This is a genomic window from Glaciibacter kafniensis, from assembly GCF_039538945.1.
Lineage (GTDB): Bacteria > Actinomycetota > Actinomycetes > Actinomycetales > Microbacteriaceae > Cryobacterium > Cryobacterium kafniensis.
The window spans coordinates 24723-41024 of record NZ_BAABCN010000012.1; the positions used below are offsets into that span (position 1 = coordinate 24723).

Here is a 16302-nt window from a genome sequence, read left to right on the forward strand (position 1 = left end):
TCTGCTGACATGCGTACTGGATCATTTCAACGCGCAACCGGATGTCGGCAGCACCTGCTAGACAGGGAGAGTGACGACCAGCGAAGCCTCCGATTCGTTCAGTGTGTTCAGCCACCTGAACGCGCAGAATGCTGCGCTCTATCGCCGGGTGCTCGGTGCCTTCGTCACCGCGAAGCAGAGCTTTCGTGTTCATCTGCGCCCTGACGACGTGCTCGCCGTTGTGCTGCAGGGAGAGGCGACCACCAGCAGAACTCCGCCAGCCGGTGCCGAATCGTTGACAATCGAAGCGGTGACGGGAGCGCTCGAATCGCTCGTCGCGTGGGGCAACCTCGTAGCGTCACCCGACACCGGGCGCGTGGTGCAGGTTGAAGACTTCTATCGCAAGCGCCATCTTTTTCAGCTCAGCCGCGAAGGCGAAGCGGTCGAGCAGGCATTGACCGCGTATGACGAGGCGCTCGGCCGCCGCGGCGCGCTGCAAGCCGTTGCCCTCGCCGATATCACCGTCGCGGTGCGCGAGCTGCTCGCGCTGGTCGAGGCCGACGAACTCGACCTCGGAAAACTGCAATCCAACCTCGACCACCTCACCACACGGTTTGGCAATCTCGCCGACAATGCCAGCGCCTTCATGGCGTCGCTGCAGCGAACGATCGATCTGACCGACACCGACGAAGAAACCTTCATCGCCTACAAGAATCGGCTCATCGAGTACCTCCACCGGTTCATCCGTGATCTCGCCGTGCGCGGCCCACAGATCGCAACGCTGCTCCTCTCCGCCGATGCCGACCGCATTGATCGTGCATTTCTGGCGATCGCCGAGCGTGACGCCGCCGAGGCCGCGCCAGATCCGGATGATCCGGAGGCGCGGGTTGAGCGCGACCGCCTGCACTCGCTCTGGCAGAACCGTTGGGCGGGCCTCTGCGGCTGGTTCCTCTCTGCGAGCGGACGCGACAGCCAGGCGAAACTCCTGCGGCTGAGCGCCCTCGCCGCTGTTCCGGCCTTGCTCGACGCCGTGCGCGCGATCAACGCGCGCCGCTCCGGCCGCTCCGATCGCTCGGCCGACTATCTGCGACTCGCGCAGTGGTTTCAGGAGGCTGACGGTGACGACGACCGGCACCGCCTGGCCCGCGCTGCTTTCGGCCTCTACTCGGCTCGGCATCTCACCCTCGACGCCGAAACCTGGCAACGCTGGAGCGACCACGGTGGCCATGACGGAATTCCGTGGGCCGACGCGCCTCCCCTCGAAGTGTCACCGCAGCTGCGACGCACTGGCCGATACGAGCGGTCCGGACGACCCAGCCAGGTGATCGACCGCTCCGTCGATCGCGCGATCTTGGCACAGAAAGTGCGGGAGCAGGCTGAGCAGATCGCGGCCGCCCGGCGCCGATTGGCCACCAACGACGAGGTCGAGCTGCGCGAGCTCGCCGGCCTGGATTCGACGGCTTTCGGCCTATTTCTTACCCTGCTTGGAGATGCGCTCGTCTCCCGGGCGCCGGGCAGCGGAGCCGGTGGCGTCGTCGGCACGAGCACGGCATCCAGCGACGGAACCATGCAGATCGATCTGACGCCGCTGCCGGGCGACGCATTTGTGGCGCTCGAAACCGAACGCGGAACATTGTGGGGGCCCAACCACCTTGTGCGCATCCGCGATCTAACGGAGCTCACGGCGAACGTGGCCGCTGCAGATGCGAGCGCGACGGATTCGACGGATTCGACGGATGCGGCTGATGCCGCTGATGCGGATCCTGCGGATGCGGCGAAAACCGCTGCGCCAACGCCGGAGCCCGCCGCTCCCGCCGACCGTTCCACTCTCGACAGCGCCCTCGCGGAGATCTCATGAGCACCTCCGGTGTCGACGACACGCAGCGCGCCGCACGGGCGTTGCTGAGGCATCCGCTGATCCGATCGACCGATGAAGAACGCTTCCGGCTCGTCAAACGACACCAGGCCGAGCTCCGCGAATGGTTCGAAATCAACACCGGCTGGGGCCTGCACGTCGACTCGGAGGTGGCGCGTCTCGCCCGTGAGCCGGCCACGCTCGATGTTTCGACGCATCCGTTCGTGGCGCGCACCGGAAAGGTGCCGTTCGCACGGCGCCGCTACGTGTTGCTCATGCTCTGCTTGGCCGTGCTGGAACGCGGCGACGCGCAGATCGCCCTCGGACGGCTCGCAGAGCTCGTCGTCGTCACCGCCACCAACCCCGAGTTGGCGCGCTCCGGCTTCGCATTCAGCCTGCAGACCCGTGACGAACGGAGCGATCTGGTGGCCGCGGTGCAACTTCTGCTCGACTGGGGAGTTCTGGTTCGCGTTGCCGGTGACGAAACAGAGTTCGTGCAGCACGCGGGAGACGCCCTCTACGACGTGTCACGCCGGGTGCTCTCGCAACTTCTCGTGACGCGACGGGGGCCGTCGACGGTCGGTGCGAGCACGTTTGACGAGCGGCTGCGGGCGCTGCGCGATCGCGGCATCGCCCCCTCCGACGAGTTGCGCAATCTGCAGCTGCGGCACAGCCTGACGCGGCGACTGCTCGACGATCCGGTTGTGTACTTCGCCGACCTCGACGACGACGAGGCCGGCTATCTCCGCGGCCAACGATCCGCAATCTGCAAGCGCATCACCGAGCTCACCGGACTCGTCGCTGAATACCGCGCCGAGGGCCTCGCCATGGTCGACCTCGACGACGAACTGACCGATCTGCGGATGCCCGAAAAGGGAACCGACGGGCACGTCGCCCTGCTCCTGGCCGAGTACTTGGCCGGGGCCGGGGCGCCCGAGCACGATGTCACCGGGCACGATGTTCCCGGGCACCATGCCTTCGAGCACGATTTTCCCGAGCACGATGCCTTCGTGCACGATGTCGATGACCTGCGCGCCCACATCCGGTCGATTGCGCCGTCGTTTACCAGCTATTGGCGCAAGGGAGCAGTCGACGACGGTGCCGATGCGGCGCTGGTTCGCACCGCCCTCGCCAAGCTCGCGGGCCTGCACCTCATTGAATTGCGCGGCGATCGGGTGAGGGTGCTTCCTGCGCTCGCCCGTTTCACCGTGACCGAACCCACCATCCTCGGAGGACCCCGATCGTGACCCTGGAAGACTTCTCCCCGAGCGAGCTGCCCTCACCGAACGATTACGGTGTGGGGTTGGCGGCCGAGGGCGTCGCCGAGCCGGAATCGAACTCGCAGCTTTCTCAGCCGACGAAAGAACGCTGGCAGCCGATGCGGCTCGGTCTGGTCGACCTCTTCTATTACGAGAACGAGGTCTTTCCCTTCGAGGATGGCCGACTGTTGTTGCGCGGAAACAACGGCGCCGGCAAGTCAAAGGTTCTCGCGCTCACGCTGCCGTTTCTGCTCGACGGCGATCTCTCCGCCCGACGCGTTGAGCCCGACGGCGACGCCGGCAAGCGCATGGACTGGAACCTGCTGCTCGGCGGCGAGCACCCCAATTCCGAACGCCTCGGCTACACCTGGCTGGAATTCGCACGTCTCGACGACGCCGGAGTGGCACACTTTCTCACGATCGGCGCCGGGCTGAAAGCGGCCAAGGGCCGTGGAATGACGAAGAACTGGTTCTTCATCACCACCCAGCGGGTCGGCGGCGATCTGCAGCTCGTTGACGCCAACCGAACCGCTCTCGGTCGCGAGCGGCTCATCGAAGCGCTCAGCGGGCACGGGCGCGTCTACGACAACAAGACCAGCTACCGCATCGCTCTCGACGAGCACCTCTTCGGTCTCGGCGAACGCCGTTACACCGCCCTCGTTGACCTGCTCCTGCAGATTCGAGCGCCTCAGCTGTCGAAGAAGCCGAGCGAACGGTTGCTCTCCGACGCGCTGACCGAGTCGCTCTCCCCCGTCGGCGAAAGTGTCATCAGATCGGTCGCCGAAGGCCTGCGCAGCCTCGATGAGGAGCGCGACGAGCTCAAACAGCTAACCGATGCCCACAAGTCGGTGCTCAGCTTTCTCGGGCACTACCGCGCCTACGCCCAGGTTCTGTTGAAGCGTCAGGCCGAGGGCCCCCGCAGCCAGCAAGCCGAATTCGACCGCCTGGGTCGTGAGGCCATCGCGCTCTCGGCTCAGATCGAGCAGTCCCGCGAGCAACGAACGGCTGCCGACGCCGAGCTGGCGAGCCTGGGCATGCATCAGGTTGAGCGCGAGGCCGAACTCAGCGCGCTTCAGGACAGCCAGTACATTGAGGCCGAACGTGAGCTGGCCAAGGCCGAGACGGCTGCCACGGATGCCGGCGGTCGCCTGGTCGGGGCGACCACACGTGAGCGCGGCGCCCGCGTTGCGGCTGAACGCGCCGAAACTGAGCTCGCCGCGGAACTCGACGAGGTCAGTTCTGCGCGCCTGACCGTCAGCCGGCTTCTCGCCAACGCTGCTCTGAAAGCGACCGAGGCCGGGGTCGCGCACGAGCACGGTCAGCTGGCGTCGGGACCGCGATCGGCGGCGACCAGTACGGATGGTGTCGATACGTCAGAAGCGACGGACGCGACGGACGCGACATCCGCTGCCCTGGAGAGCTCCGCCTCCCCCGAGGCCGGCTCGCGTGGGCGGCTTGAGCGCGATCGCGCGTCGACCCGCGCGCGCATCGCCGACGCGCGCGCGGCGCTGAATCGTGTGCAACACCTGATCGATGCGGTCGTGAACGCCGCGTCGAAAGTCGCCGAAGCCGAGCGCCGCGAAGCCGCGGCCGAGACCAAACTCGCCGAATCTGTGGTGGTGCGCGTTGAGGCGGATGACGCCGTCGAGACCGCCATCGAGACCTATACCAGCGACGTCGAGATCGCCGTGGCAACACTCACCGAGCTCGCCGTTTCCGACGATGAATTCGCCGCCTTCACCGAGTGGGTGCGGGCCAGAGAGGGCGAGAACCCCGCGACTCTCGCGCTTCGCCGTACTGCCTCGGCAATCATGCAGGCGCTGCACGGCGAGAAGGCCACGATCGAACAGCGACAGGTCGACGGCCAAGCCGGCGCTGATTTACTGATCGCTGAGATCGCGAGCCTCACCCGCGGCGACTTTGTCGAACCGAAGCAATCGCACACACGCCTCCCTTCTGAGGGAATTCCGTTCTGGCGCGCAGTCGGTTTCAACGAAGAGGTGTCCACCCTCGACCGCGCCGGCATCGAAGCCGCGCTTGAGGGGTCCGGTCTGCTTACCGCAGTGCTGCTCCCCGACGGCGTTGCGCGCGATGCATTCTCAGGTGAGGTGCTGCTGCGCGGCGACACCTCCACGGCCGCGTCCGCGTCCTCGTCCGCATCCGCTCCTGCAGCCCGAACCCTGGCGCAGGTGTTGCACGTCGAACTCCCCGAGTCGAGCGGGCTGAGCGCTGTTGCGGTGCAGGGCGTGCTCGAGAGCATTGTGCTCTCCGACGCTGCTGAGAACTCCGCGGCAGTGTGGGTGAGCGCGACCGGCGAGTTCCGTCTCGGAGCCGCCTCCGGCGCGTGGACAACGGATGCCGCGCGCTTCATCGGCCACACTGCTCGAGAAGCGCAGCGCATCCGACGTCTGGCCGAGGCCGAGCGCGAACTCGACGCGGTGCACGCGAACCTTGCTGATTTGCAAAGCAGCGTTGCTGAGCTGCGGCGTCGGCTCCTCACGGTGCAGACCGAACAAAACGCCGTTCCCCTCCCGACAGCACTGGAGAAGGCCGAACGCCGGGCCGACATCGCGGCGGCAGCCGTCGACACGACCACCGCAGAACGTGACGATGCCCGCGCGGGCGTACGCACGGTATCCGTCGCCCGCGACGAGCGCGCCGCCGAACTCGCCGTCGACGCAGAGTTGCTCGGCCTGCCCACGGATGCGGCGCTGCTTGCTGTGCGGCGTCTCGCGCTCGACGACTACGACCGGTGCACCCTGGCTTTCTGGAATGCTGTCGAGCACGCCATCACCGCCGAGCGCGTGTTCTCCGCCGCTCAGACGCGCACCGCCGACGCGCGCATCATGCTGACGGATGCCCGCACCGTGCGGGCCCGTGCCGACGACGACGCGCGCGAGAAGACGCGCTACTTCGAGGTGTTGCGAGATTCGGTCGGCGACGACATCGTCACCTATCGCCGTCAGCTGGCTGAGGTCGAATCAGCGCTCGACACGATCGCACACGACCACAAGGCGACCGGTGAGAGGCGGCACGCCGCCGATCTGAGGTGCGCTGTGCTCGACGAGAAAGTCAGTGGCATCCGCACCCTGCAGGAGGGCGTCGCGAGCAATCGCGCCCACGTCGTCGAACGGCTGCGGGCGACAACCGCGCTCGGGTTGGCCCGTGTCGCCCTGCCAGACTTGGAGCATCCGTCGCCTGCCGAGGAGTGGCCTGTGACCCGCGGTGTGCAGTTTGCGCGGGCCATCGAGCAGGCGCTGGCCGAGCTTGACGCGACCGACACTCGATTTGATCGGCTCGCCCGGCAAGTGCAAGACGAATTCACCGTGCTGCAGAGGGCGCTCAATCGGCACGGCCACAATGCGGGGGCCTACAGCCACGATGACGGCTATGAAGTCACCGTTCTCTTTCAGGGGCGCGATGTGGAGCTTGTCGATCTGGGCGACAATTTGAACTCCCAGCTCGTCGACCGCAACGCCCTGCTGAATGCGCGCGAGCGGCAGATCATTGAGGATCATCTGGTGACCGAGGTGGGCGCCCAGCTCTCCGAGCTCATCGGTGATGCCGACCGGCAGAATGCCGAACTGAACGTGGAGCTGCGTGACCGACCGATGAGCACCGGGATGACCCTGCGCGTGCTGTGGAAGCCCCGCCCCGACGGCCCGGTGGGGCTGGCCGAGGCACGCCGGGTGCTCGGGTCCACCGCGGATGCTTGGAGCGAAGCCGATCGCACGGCGCTCGGCGAGTTTTTGCAGGCGCGCATTGCTGAGGTGCGCGATGCAGACGAATCAATCAACTGGTATGACCATCTCGGCGACGCACTCGACTATCGGCGTTGGCACCAGTTCACGGTCGAACGCCGTCAAGCGGGAGTCTGGAAGCCGGCCACCGGTCCGGCGTCGGGCGGCGAGCGTGTTTTGGCCGCGAGCATTCCGCTCTTCGCGGCTGCCGCGTCGCACTATCGCACGGCCGGAAATGTTCACGCACCGCGCATGGTCATGCTTGACGAGGCATTCGCCGGAGTTGACGACACAGCCCGTGCGAGCTGCCTCGGCCTGCTCACCGAATTCGACCTCGACGTGGTCATGACCAGCGAGCGGGAGTGGGGGTGCTACGCCGAGGTTCCCGGGCTTTCCATCGCCCAGCTCTCCCGGTTCGACGACACCCCGGCCGTGCATGTGCAGTTGTGGAAGTGGGACGGTACGCAGCGCACCGCGGTTCAGGATGTCCCGGTGGACGACGACTCCGGAGCGCTGTGGTGAGCACGCCGATGAACGCTCCCGTGATGCCGCACGGCGGCGATCTCGCTCGCCTTCAACGGCTACTGGGCACGGCAGAGACCGCGTGGCTGCTGCAGCGCCTCCGCAACCGGTTGGAACGCCAGGGTGAGCTCCGCGGCACCGTCAGCAATGCGAAAGCGACGACCGCCGAGCGAGTGGCCACCGCACGATTGTTCGGCCGACCAGTGCGAGCCGGACAAACGGCATCCGTTTCGCTCGAGACGCTCGACGACATGCTGCGCCAGTCTGGTACGTGGCCGGATGGCCTCGTCTCCGCCGTGATTGCGCTGACCGGTGACGTCGTCGGCCCCGCTGCACGCCGGGCCGAGAGTGACGCCTGGCGGGCGGCGACCGACGTGCTCGGCATCGTGGCCGTCGGCCGGCCGGAGCTTGCACTCTGGGTCGGCACGGTCACACGCACTGGCCAGCTGAAACGCGCAACCGTAACCGCTTCGGAGGCCCAGGCACTCGCGGAGAAGCTCGTGTTGGTAGCCGCAGCCCTCCCGTCAAACGGTGAGGCAATTGGCGTGCTCGCCGCACGCTTGTTCAGTGATGCGCACGCTCTCGATGCGAAGACGACTCTCGGTTCGCTTGCGACCGGGCTGGCTGCCGCGCTGGGCGCTACGGGCGCGGCCAGCGCCGATGGCCCAGCGGCGGCCGGGCGCGCACAACTCACGGCGGAGCTTTCGGCCGGAACCGCGCCGTGGCGCCGCGCCGCTTGGCAATCGGTCGGTGTCATCGTTGATGAACTCTCCTCGACGGTTCTGACACTCGGGCTTCCGGGAGGCGACGTTTCTCCGACCGCCCGCGCGCTGCACGTACTTGCCCCGACTGATCAGCCGGCGATTCTCACGCTCAGACAGCTGATTTCTGATGGCATCGGCGCCGTGCCACCAGTTGTTTTTGTCTGCGAGAACCCTGCGGTGGTCGCTGCCGCAGCGGACCAGGGCAGTCGCGTCGCGATGGTGTGCCTGAATGGACAGCCGGGTGCGGCCGCGCTGCAGTTGCTGAGGCAGCTCGTTGACGGCGGGGCGCGCCTGCGCTACCACGGCGACTTTGATGCGGGAGGCATGGCGATCGCACGCACGCTGGGCCGACAACTGGCCTGGGATCCCTGGCGATTCAGCGCTGCCGACTATGCCGCAGCCTGCGCAACCTTGACCGGTCTCTCCCCCTTCATGGGAACCGTCGGCGAGACGCCGTGGGACCCTGCACTCTCCGACCTCCTGACTGACACGCGTCTGCGTGTGGAGGAGGAGTCGGTGCTGGATCTCTTGCTCGGCGACTTGATCGAACACACGATCCCCCAGCCGAGTGCGCAATCGGCCCGCCCTCCACAGGGCGCTCGTGGAGAAGACTTGCACAGTCACTTCTGACGCCGGTAGCTGGCGCACCTCGAGCTCTACGGTCAAGAGATGATTATCGAAGCTGGCTACGACATCCTGGAACTTCTGATCCACGAGATCGATCGCGACGACGATTCCCGTCGCGCCTTGTGGGTGATGTGTATGGACCAGGATTTGCACTACCTCAGCATCCGCCGGGCGTGCGACGTCGTGACCGAGCCACTCGAATCGCACTCGACGGACATCCTGAAGGTGCTTGAATCTGATTTTCGAACCGTGACCTATTACGTACTCGGCCACGCCATGCCGAATATCTGTGCCCCCAGCGACGGTTGGTTATACGACACTGATGAACAGTTGCGAAACCTGCCCGAGCTCGCCGGCTACCGACTGCTGGGGCGAGTGGTCTCAGACCCCGAGGGATTCTTCTCCAGCCTTCCGCGCTACAGCTTCCGCGACTATCCGTCGCTTTCCGATCTTCCTCGTGCCGCAGTCATACCCGGACCCCACGAGTTCGATTGCTGCTGCCTGTCGTGCGAGCAGTACGAACAGATGTTAACGCGGAATCGGGAGCGCTATCGTGAGCGTGCTCAGAACCAGGGGCATGCAGGCGACGATACGATTCCGAGTCCCGAGTAGTACAATATCCTGTACCAGTTTCTATCGAAGACTCGGAGGCTGACCATGGCTATCACTGCCTCGCAAGCACGCGCGCAACTGTTCCCCTTGATTGCGAAAGTCAACGAGGATCACGTGCCGATCGAGATCGTCTCGAAGAACGGCAGTGCCGTGCTGATGTCGTTGGCCGACTTCGAGGCGCTCGAAGAGACGGCCTATCTCCTGCGCACCCCGGCGAATGCCGCCCACCTTCTCGAGAGCATTGCCCAGCACCGCGCGGGAACCGCGACCGCGCGTCAGCTCTCAGAGTGAACCTTCTCTTCACCGAGAACGGCTGGGACGACTACCAGTACTGGGTCGCGACGGACCGGGCAATAGTGAAGCGAATCAACCGGCTCCTCGATGATGTTCGGCGCACGCCGACGAGCGGCATCGGCAAGCCAGAGGCGCTCAAGCATCAGCTCGCGGGCTACTGGTCACGGCGCATCACCGACGAGCATCGATTGGTCTACGCCGTCGAGGCCGATCAGATCGTCATCGTGGCAGCCCGGCACCACTACTGACCGTCACGACTACTGATCGTCACGACTCCTGACCGCCACGACTACTGACCGTCACGGGCTCACACGCAGACTTGCGAGAATGAAGCGGTGCTCACCCTCACTCACATCGAACAATTTGCCGATTCCGCCTCACTGGCCCGCGGCCGCGACTATTTTCAGCGGGACCTCGTGCTGAGCACGACGACGCGGGCCAACGGAACCGTCGACAGGGTCGTCGAAGGCGAGCGCCCCTATCGCGTCAAGCTCGGCGCCCGGTCCTGGAGCTGCAGCTGCCCCGTCGGCGCACGCGGCGACTTCTGCAAGCATTGTGTCGCCGTGGCCCTCGCTGTCGTGGCCGACGCGCAACCGGCGGATGCCCCGCCAGCGTCAGGCGGCGCATCCGCCGGCCCTGAGGCCATCAACGACGCCGACGACGGCCTTGACCGTACCCACGTCACCGAAACTCTGCCCGATGCGCGCAAACGCATTCTCGGCATGTTCCGCACCCGGCGAGAACTCATCCGCTGGGATGCGGTGTCGGAATACGTCAGTTTCGCGTACATCGGTGTTGAGGAGTTGCGCCTTTCCGCCCTGAGTTGGGGGCCGGCGAAGATCATCCCACTCACTGAGAAGGCCATCGCGGTCGTAGCGAAAGTTGTGGGGCGCGCAGATGATTCGAACGGCGAGATCGGCGACCTCGTCGGCGACCTTCTGGCCCTCCATGCCGAGCTGTATGCGCTCGCTCCCCCTGCACCGAAGAAACTCGTCGGCTGGCTGATCGACTTTCAATTCGACGGATCTCAGGACTTCTTCACCCCCGACATCGCCGACTACACGGATGCGCTCGGCGTCACCGGGGCCAACCTCCTTCTCGACCGGCTCGACGCCCTCGAAGCGGAATTGCCGCCGCCCACCGACGAGTGGGACTCCTCGAGTTCTACTCGCTCCTCGATCGCGAGCAATCGCGAGCGCCTCGCCGTCGCCATGGGCGACCCGGCCGGCGTCATCGCTAGTTTCGGTGATCTCACGCGCTCCTATCGGATGCACGACCTGGCGAAGGCACTGATCGAGGTGGGTGCCGTCGACCAGGCAGTAGACATCGCTGAACGCGGCACCTTTCTCGAAACCAGCAGGCCGAGCGATGCGGCCAATACTGGGCTGAGCTGCTCCACGAGCACCGCTCGCGCGAGGCCGAGGTGGATGCCCGGCAGCGGATTTTCGATCGCTGGCCGACATCGGTCAACGCGCTTACGCTCGCGGCCTCGGCGGGCCCTGACTGGGATGCGCGGGCGGAGGCGGCCTATACGAAGCTGGAGAAAGCGCACCCGCGTGAACTGATCAACACCCTGCTGGCGCGCGGTCAGGCCGATCGGGCGTGGCAGGATGCGTTGCGGCTCACGACGGATCCGACGCTGTGGACCTCGTTGGTTGCCGCACGAGAGAAGAAAGACCCGGCATCCGTTGTGCCGGTGTTGCTCATCCTGATCGACGGCGATCTGACGGTCTCCAATCAGCGCAATTACAAGGTTGCGGTGAAGCGGTTGAAGCAGCTGAAGAAAGCCTTGGTCGCGACCGGACACGGTGAGGACTTCGCCGGCATCGTCGCCGATCTGAGGGAAGCGAACCGCCGCCGCCCCCGGTTTCTCGACGAGCTGGACCGCGTCGGGTTCTGAGTCGCGCCGGGTGCGGGAGCTGGTGGTGCGCCTGTACCTGTACCTGTACCTGTACCTGTACCGAGAAACCGCAAAGGTCACCGGATGCCTCACGATCTGTGCGGTATCCGGTGACAACCTGCCAAAGCTTGCGGTATCTGCGACGAACAGCGCCTGCTAGAACCAGCTGCTCAGCCAGGGTGTCGCCGGGGAGTGGAACGTGGCGTCCACCGCATCCGCGGACCCAGGCCGCAGCTCCGTGATACGGCCGGCCCGCACCAGAGTGCGCGCCGAGACCCCACCCAGGTAGAGGGCGCCGAGGTCGTTCACCGTCAGTGCGAGTGATGCCGCATCGGCCGGCGCCTCCCCGTTGTGTTCGAGTCCGTCGAGCGGCGACACTTGTGCCGTTCCGGTCGCATCGACCGCGATGAGCACGCGACCGTGCGCGAACCCGAGCCGATCGGTGACGTCGAGCGCGATGCGGCCCGGCGCGCTGTAGCGACGAGCCTCGAGCGCCGCGGTGACGTCGAGGATGCGCGCCCAGAGGTGATCCCGGCGATGCGTGGTGCGCACCGCCCGCGAATCGGTGACCTGCCAGATGAGCGGTTCATCGACCGAGCGCAGTGGCGCCGACACCGTGGTCACGAGGGGCAGCTCGAGCAGGTAGCGCCAGAGCCCCGCGTACGCGTCATCCGTCACCGTGCACAGGTGCTCGACCGTGGCCGTGTGCGCCGCAAAGTCGGTGGCGTGCGACGCGAGCCGGTAGAGCGCGAAGCCCTGCGGGGCCCCGGCCGCGTCGTGGTAGATCACCGCGCGCAGGTTCTTCGCTTCGTCTTTGGCGTCGCCGAGCAGCCCGATCAGCCTCCCCCAGAGGTAGTCGTCGAGCTCAATTTCGCCCGGCACACCCCGTCGCGCCCGCTCGGCCACGCCGCGACCGACGCTCTGCAGCTGCTCGAGCGAAATGAACTGTACGCGACCGGATGCGGCGGGTCCGGTCCACGAGGCGCGGCGGGTGTCGATCTCGAGATCGGCCGTCATCGTCGTCGGGGCGAACCCGAAGCGCGAGTAGATCGTGGCCTCAGATACCGTGAGGATCGCCAGCGGAATCCCGAGGCTGTGTGCCGTGCGCAGCTCGGCTTCGAGCAGCGCCCGGGCGATTCCGCGGCGCTGGTGGGTCGGCGCGACGGTGACCGAGCTGATCGCCCAGGCCGAAACACTCGTCTCGCCGGGCAGCGTCAGCGGAGTCGGCCAGGAGCTGACCGTGGCGACCGGGGTGGCGGCATCCGTCATGCTGTCGTCCCAGACACCGGTCGTGCGGCGGTAGGCGACGTCCTGCAGCTGTTCGTCGATCTGCTTCTCGGCGACCCGGCCCTCGTGGAATCCGCGTGAGTCGGCTTGAATCCAGGCCGCGAAGGCGTCACGGTCTGAGGTATCGACGAGGCCGAGGCGCAGCCCGCCGGCGTTCAGTTTTCCGAAGGAATCGGCGGCGATGGGGGCGTCTGCGAAGGTCATGGTTTCAGGCTAGGGGAACCTCCCGGTGAGTGCGAGGGTGGCGACTACCACTCCGGCATCCGGCTTTGATTGTGGCTAACTCCTGCAATCCTGCCGACGGCCACGAAACCGCCGCGTGATTCCGGGGCTCGGCCGCACCGCATCCGTGGATTGCCGGAGTTAGCCACTCAAACAGGGCCGCAGACGACTCGCCCGAGCTTGCCCGACCGCTCCAGACCCGCGAGACTTGCCGCAGGGGGCGGCCGACAGCCACCCCTCACGCACATGAGCAAGGAGCACCATGGCCGAGCAGTCCCGCGAACGAGTTGGCGTCTACATCGACTTCGACAACATCGTCATCTCCCGGTACAGCCAGTTGCACGGGCGCACCGCTTGGGCAAAAGACCGCGTGCGCCAGCACGATTCGTCGAAGCCGGATGCCGACCCTCAGGTCACCGAGCGCATCAAACAGGCGACGATCGATCTCGCCGCGATCCTCGAATACGCGTCGTCGTTCGGGTCGATCGTGATCAGCCGGGCCTACGCCGACTGGTCCGCCGCCGTGAACGCCGACTACCAGCAGCAGCTCATCGACCGCGCCGTCGACCTGGTTCAACTCTTTCCGACGGTCAGATCCTTGAAAAATGGGGCGGACATCCGTCTCGCCGTCGACGTGGTTGAAGACGTCTTTCGGCTCGACGACCTCACCCACATCGTGATCGTGGCCGGGGATTCCGACTACATTCCGCTGGCCCAGCGCTGCAAGCGGCTCGGCCGCTACGTCGTTGGTATCGGCGTCTCCGGCGCGACCAGCAGTTCGCTGGCCGCGGCCTGCGACGAGTTCGCCGACTACGACACCATGCCGGGCATCAGCAGCAGCCGTTCAGTGCCCGGCATCACCGGCAACCGCTCTTCACCCGGCACCGGAGGCAGCCGCTCTGTGCACACAATCGAGTTCGTGGCACCCGCGGCTTCGACCGGCTCAGCGCCGATCATGACGACGGATGCCGCGGCACCCGAACCGGCGAAGGGCCGGGCAGCCAAAGGCTCGGCTGAAAAAGAGGCCGACAAGCAGGTCGACAAGCAGAGCGACCACGAGGGCAGCGACGACGAGGAGCGCGCCACCCCCAAGGAGCGCAAAGCGGCGACCGCGCTTCTGTTGCGGGCGATGGAATTGCTGGCCAAGAATGATCTCGAGTGGCAGCACGCCTCTGCGGTGAAGAATCAGATGCGCCGGATGGACCCTGCGTTTCAGGAGCAGGCGCTGGGATACCGCCAGTTCTCGGACTTTCTGAAATCCCGTCACAATGTCGTCGAGCTGGAGCAGGAGAGCCCGTCGAGCCCGATCATGTTGCGGTTGCGGGGGTAGCGGCCTCACTCCCGCTCGTTGGTCGAGGAGCGAGCGCCAGCGGGTGTCTCGAGACCGCCGCTCTTACCGCTTCGTTGGTCGAGGAGCACGCGACGCAGGAGCGCGCGTCTCGAGACCCGGCGAGCCGATCTCTTGACGTGGGTCGCGCTTGAAGGTCGACTCACGGGGTCTCGAGACGGCCGCGGGCGGCCTCCTCGACCAACGAGAAAGTCGAATTCGATCACCGCAATGCCGCGCAGCGGCCTCGCAGGTCGAGATCTCGCGAGCCAATCCTTGAACGTGGGTTGCGTGTGAACATTGGCTCACCGGGTCTCGAGACGGCCGCGGGCGGCCTCCTCGACCAACGAGGGGGTCAGATCGGCTCGCGGGGTCTCGACGAGCTCGACCACCGGTTGTGTCGGCTAGTCGTCCGAAACGAGGATGTCCACCGTGATGTTGCCGCGCGTGGCGTTGGAGTACGGGCAGACCTCGTGAGCCCGGTCGGCGAGCGACGCCGCGACATCCGCTGCCACATCGGGAAGCACGACCTCCAGGGTTACTGCGAGGCCGAAACCGCCTTCGATCTGGCCGAAGTGCACCTGAGCGCCGACACTGGAACCGTCGATCGACACCTTGCGCTCGCGCGCAGCCATCTGCAGCGCGCTGTGGAAGCATGCCGCATAACCCGCCGCGAAAAGCTGCTCAGGGTTCGAGCCGTTGCCCGATCCGCCCATTGCTTGGGGAACGGCGAGTTCGAGATTGATGCGGTTGTCGGTCGAGGTGACGTGACCATCGCGGCCCCCGCCGGTCGCCAGGGCTTCTGCGGTGTAGAGCGTGTTCATCGGGCTTCTTTCTTGTTGGTTGCTTGTTCGGAACGAGTCGCTTCGACCAGGCACATCTTGTTGAGGAGGCTCCGGAGTTGGATTGCCTCGTCGGGTTCGAGTCCCAGCCGCGCGAAAAGCGCTGCGGGCACGGTGAGAGCTCGGTCTCGAAGCGCCACGCCCTCGGGAGTCAGAGAAATTCTGACGACGCGCTCGTCGTCAAGGCTGCGCTGCCGAGCGACGAGACCTGATGCTTCCAGTCGTTTCAGCAGGGGCGACAGGGTTCCGCTGTCGAGTCCGAGGCGCCCACCCAGCCAGGACACGGTGACATCGTCGCCTTCCCAGAGCGCGAGCATGACGAGGTACTGCGGATACGTCAGCCCGAGCGGCTCGAGCAGGTCGCGGTAGACGCCGGTGACGGTCTTGCTCCCCGAATAGAGGGCAAAGCAGACTTGTTCGTCCAGGGCCAGCGGGTTGGTGGTCGACATGGATTAAAAGTAACAGGCAATTGAGTTGTGCACAATTTATTGTGCGCGCCGCGCCGTTCGCTCAAGCCAGGTGGGACCGAAATCAGGAACGCACACGGCGTGTCGCATCCGGTGCCGCGTGAATCCGCGGCGAGGAATGCGCGACACACCTCCACTCCTGATTTCGGTACCGTCGCGGGGCTCCAGACGCGGCCGACGGATGCAGCGGGGCGGGGCGCGCGGGCGGGCGGGTGCGTGAGCGCAAACCGCAACTGTCATCGAAGACCGCACGTTTTGTGCGGCGCATCGCGACAACTCGTCAGATCTTGCGGTTTTCGCTGCGCGAGACACAGGCAAAACGCCTCCGCTCCTGCGTGAGGAGAGGAGGCGTTGGCCATTTCGTTGATCGAGGAGCGCGCGAGCTTGCGAGCACGCGTCTATGAGGTAAATGACCACTTCGTTGATCGAGGAGCAGCCGACGAAGGAGGCCGCGTCTCGAGATCTCGCGAGCCAATCCTTGAACTCGGGTTGAGTTCGAACATCGACTCACGGGGTCTCGAGACGGCCGCGGGCGGCCTCCTCGACCACCGAAATGGTCAGATTCGTTCACCACTATGCCGCGCAGCGGCCTCACCGCTCGAGAT

The 16302-nt window shown here is 65.9% G+C and carries 13 protein-coding genes; 10 read left to right on the forward strand and 3 right to left on the reverse strand.

The features are described 5' to 3' along the window. Nucleotides 1-70 precede the first annotated feature (70 nt). From ABD791_RS16225 to ABD791_RS16265, 9 genes are all read left to right on the forward strand, one after another. Nucleotides 71-1837, forward strand: coding sequence for a TIGR02677 family protein (locus tag ABD791_RS16225; protein ID WP_345068604.1), 1767 nt, complete (start codon nucleotides 71-73; stop codon nucleotides 1835-1837). Next, nucleotides 1834-3081: a TIGR02678 family protein gene (locus tag ABD791_RS16230; protein WP_345068606.1), complete on the forward strand. Its 1248-nt coding sequence runs from the start codon at nucleotides 1834-1836 to the stop codon at nucleotides 3079-3081. The genes ABD791_RS16225 and ABD791_RS16230 overlap by 4 nt, the downstream gene beginning before the upstream one ends. Next, nucleotides 3078-7355: a TIGR02680 family protein gene (locus ABD791_RS16235; protein ID WP_345068607.1), complete on the forward strand. Its 4278-nt coding sequence runs from the start codon at nucleotides 3078-3080 to the stop codon at nucleotides 7353-7355. Before ABD791_RS16230 ends, ABD791_RS16235 begins: the two co-directional genes overlap by 4 nt. An 8-nt stretch (nucleotides 7356-7363) precedes the next feature. Further along, complete coding sequence (locus tag ABD791_RS16240) at nucleotides 7364-8749, forward strand: TIGR02679 family protein (protein WP_345068609.1); 1386 nt, start codon at nucleotides 7364-7366, stop codon at nucleotides 8747-8749. Nucleotides 8750-8788: 39 nt separating this feature from the next. After that, entirely contained in the window at nucleotides 8789-9358 is a 570-nt protein-coding gene (locus tag ABD791_RS16245) for a hypothetical protein (protein ID WP_345068611.1), read from the forward strand. Between the two features lie 45 nt (nucleotides 9359-9403). Further along, a complete protein-coding gene (locus ABD791_RS16250; protein ID WP_345068612.1) occupies nucleotides 9404-9649 on the forward strand; it encodes a type II toxin-antitoxin system Phd/YefM family antitoxin in 246 nt (81 codons plus the stop codon). Beyond that, entirely contained in the window at nucleotides 9646-9900 is a 255-nt protein-coding gene (locus tag ABD791_RS16255) for a Txe/YoeB family addiction module toxin (protein WP_345068613.1), read from the forward strand. Before ABD791_RS16250 ends, ABD791_RS16255 begins: the two co-directional genes overlap by 4 nt. Before the next feature lie 87 nt (nucleotides 9901-9987). After that, on the forward strand, nucleotides 9988-11217 hold the full coding sequence (locus ABD791_RS16260; protein ID WP_345068615.1) for an SWIM zinc finger family protein: 1230 nt from the start codon (nucleotides 9988-9990) through the stop codon (nucleotides 11215-11217). A 50-nt stretch (nucleotides 11218-11267) separates the two neighbouring features. Further along, nucleotides 11268-11552, forward strand: coding sequence for a hypothetical protein (locus tag ABD791_RS16265; RefSeq protein WP_345068617.1), 285 nt, complete (start codon nucleotides 11268-11270; stop codon nucleotides 11550-11552). A 156-nt stretch (nucleotides 11553-11708) separates the two neighbouring features. Here ABD791_RS16265 and ABD791_RS16270 read toward each other — a convergent pair whose 3' ends face one another. After that, nucleotides 11709-13043 carry a GNAT family N-acetyltransferase gene (locus tag ABD791_RS16270; protein WP_345068619.1) on the reverse strand — a complete coding sequence of 445 codons (1335 nt, stop codon included), beginning with the start codon at nucleotides 13041-13043 and terminating at the stop codon, nucleotides 11709-11711. Nucleotides 13044-13323: 280 nt separating this feature from the next. Here ABD791_RS16270 and ABD791_RS16275 point away from each other — a divergent pair, with 280 nt between their 5' ends. After that, nucleotides 13324-14391, forward strand: a complete 1068-nt coding sequence (locus ABD791_RS16275) for an NYN domain-containing protein (RefSeq protein WP_345068620.1) — start codon at nucleotides 13324-13326, stop codon at nucleotides 14389-14391. Between the two features lie 401 nt (nucleotides 14392-14792). Here ABD791_RS16275 and ABD791_RS16280 read toward each other — a convergent pair whose 3' ends face one another. Further along, nucleotides 14793-15212 (reverse strand): organic hydroperoxide resistance protein, encoded by a 420-nt coding sequence (locus ABD791_RS16280; RefSeq protein WP_345068622.1) that lies wholly within the window; start codon nucleotides 15210-15212, stop codon nucleotides 14793-14795. Continuing rightward, on the reverse strand, nucleotides 15209-15679 hold the full coding sequence (locus ABD791_RS16285; protein ID WP_345068624.1) for a MarR family winged helix-turn-helix transcriptional regulator: 471 nt from the start codon (nucleotides 15677-15679) through the stop codon (nucleotides 15209-15211). The genes ABD791_RS16280 and ABD791_RS16285 overlap by 4 nt, the downstream gene beginning before the upstream one ends. Between the last annotated feature and the right edge of the window lie 623 nt (nucleotides 15680-16302).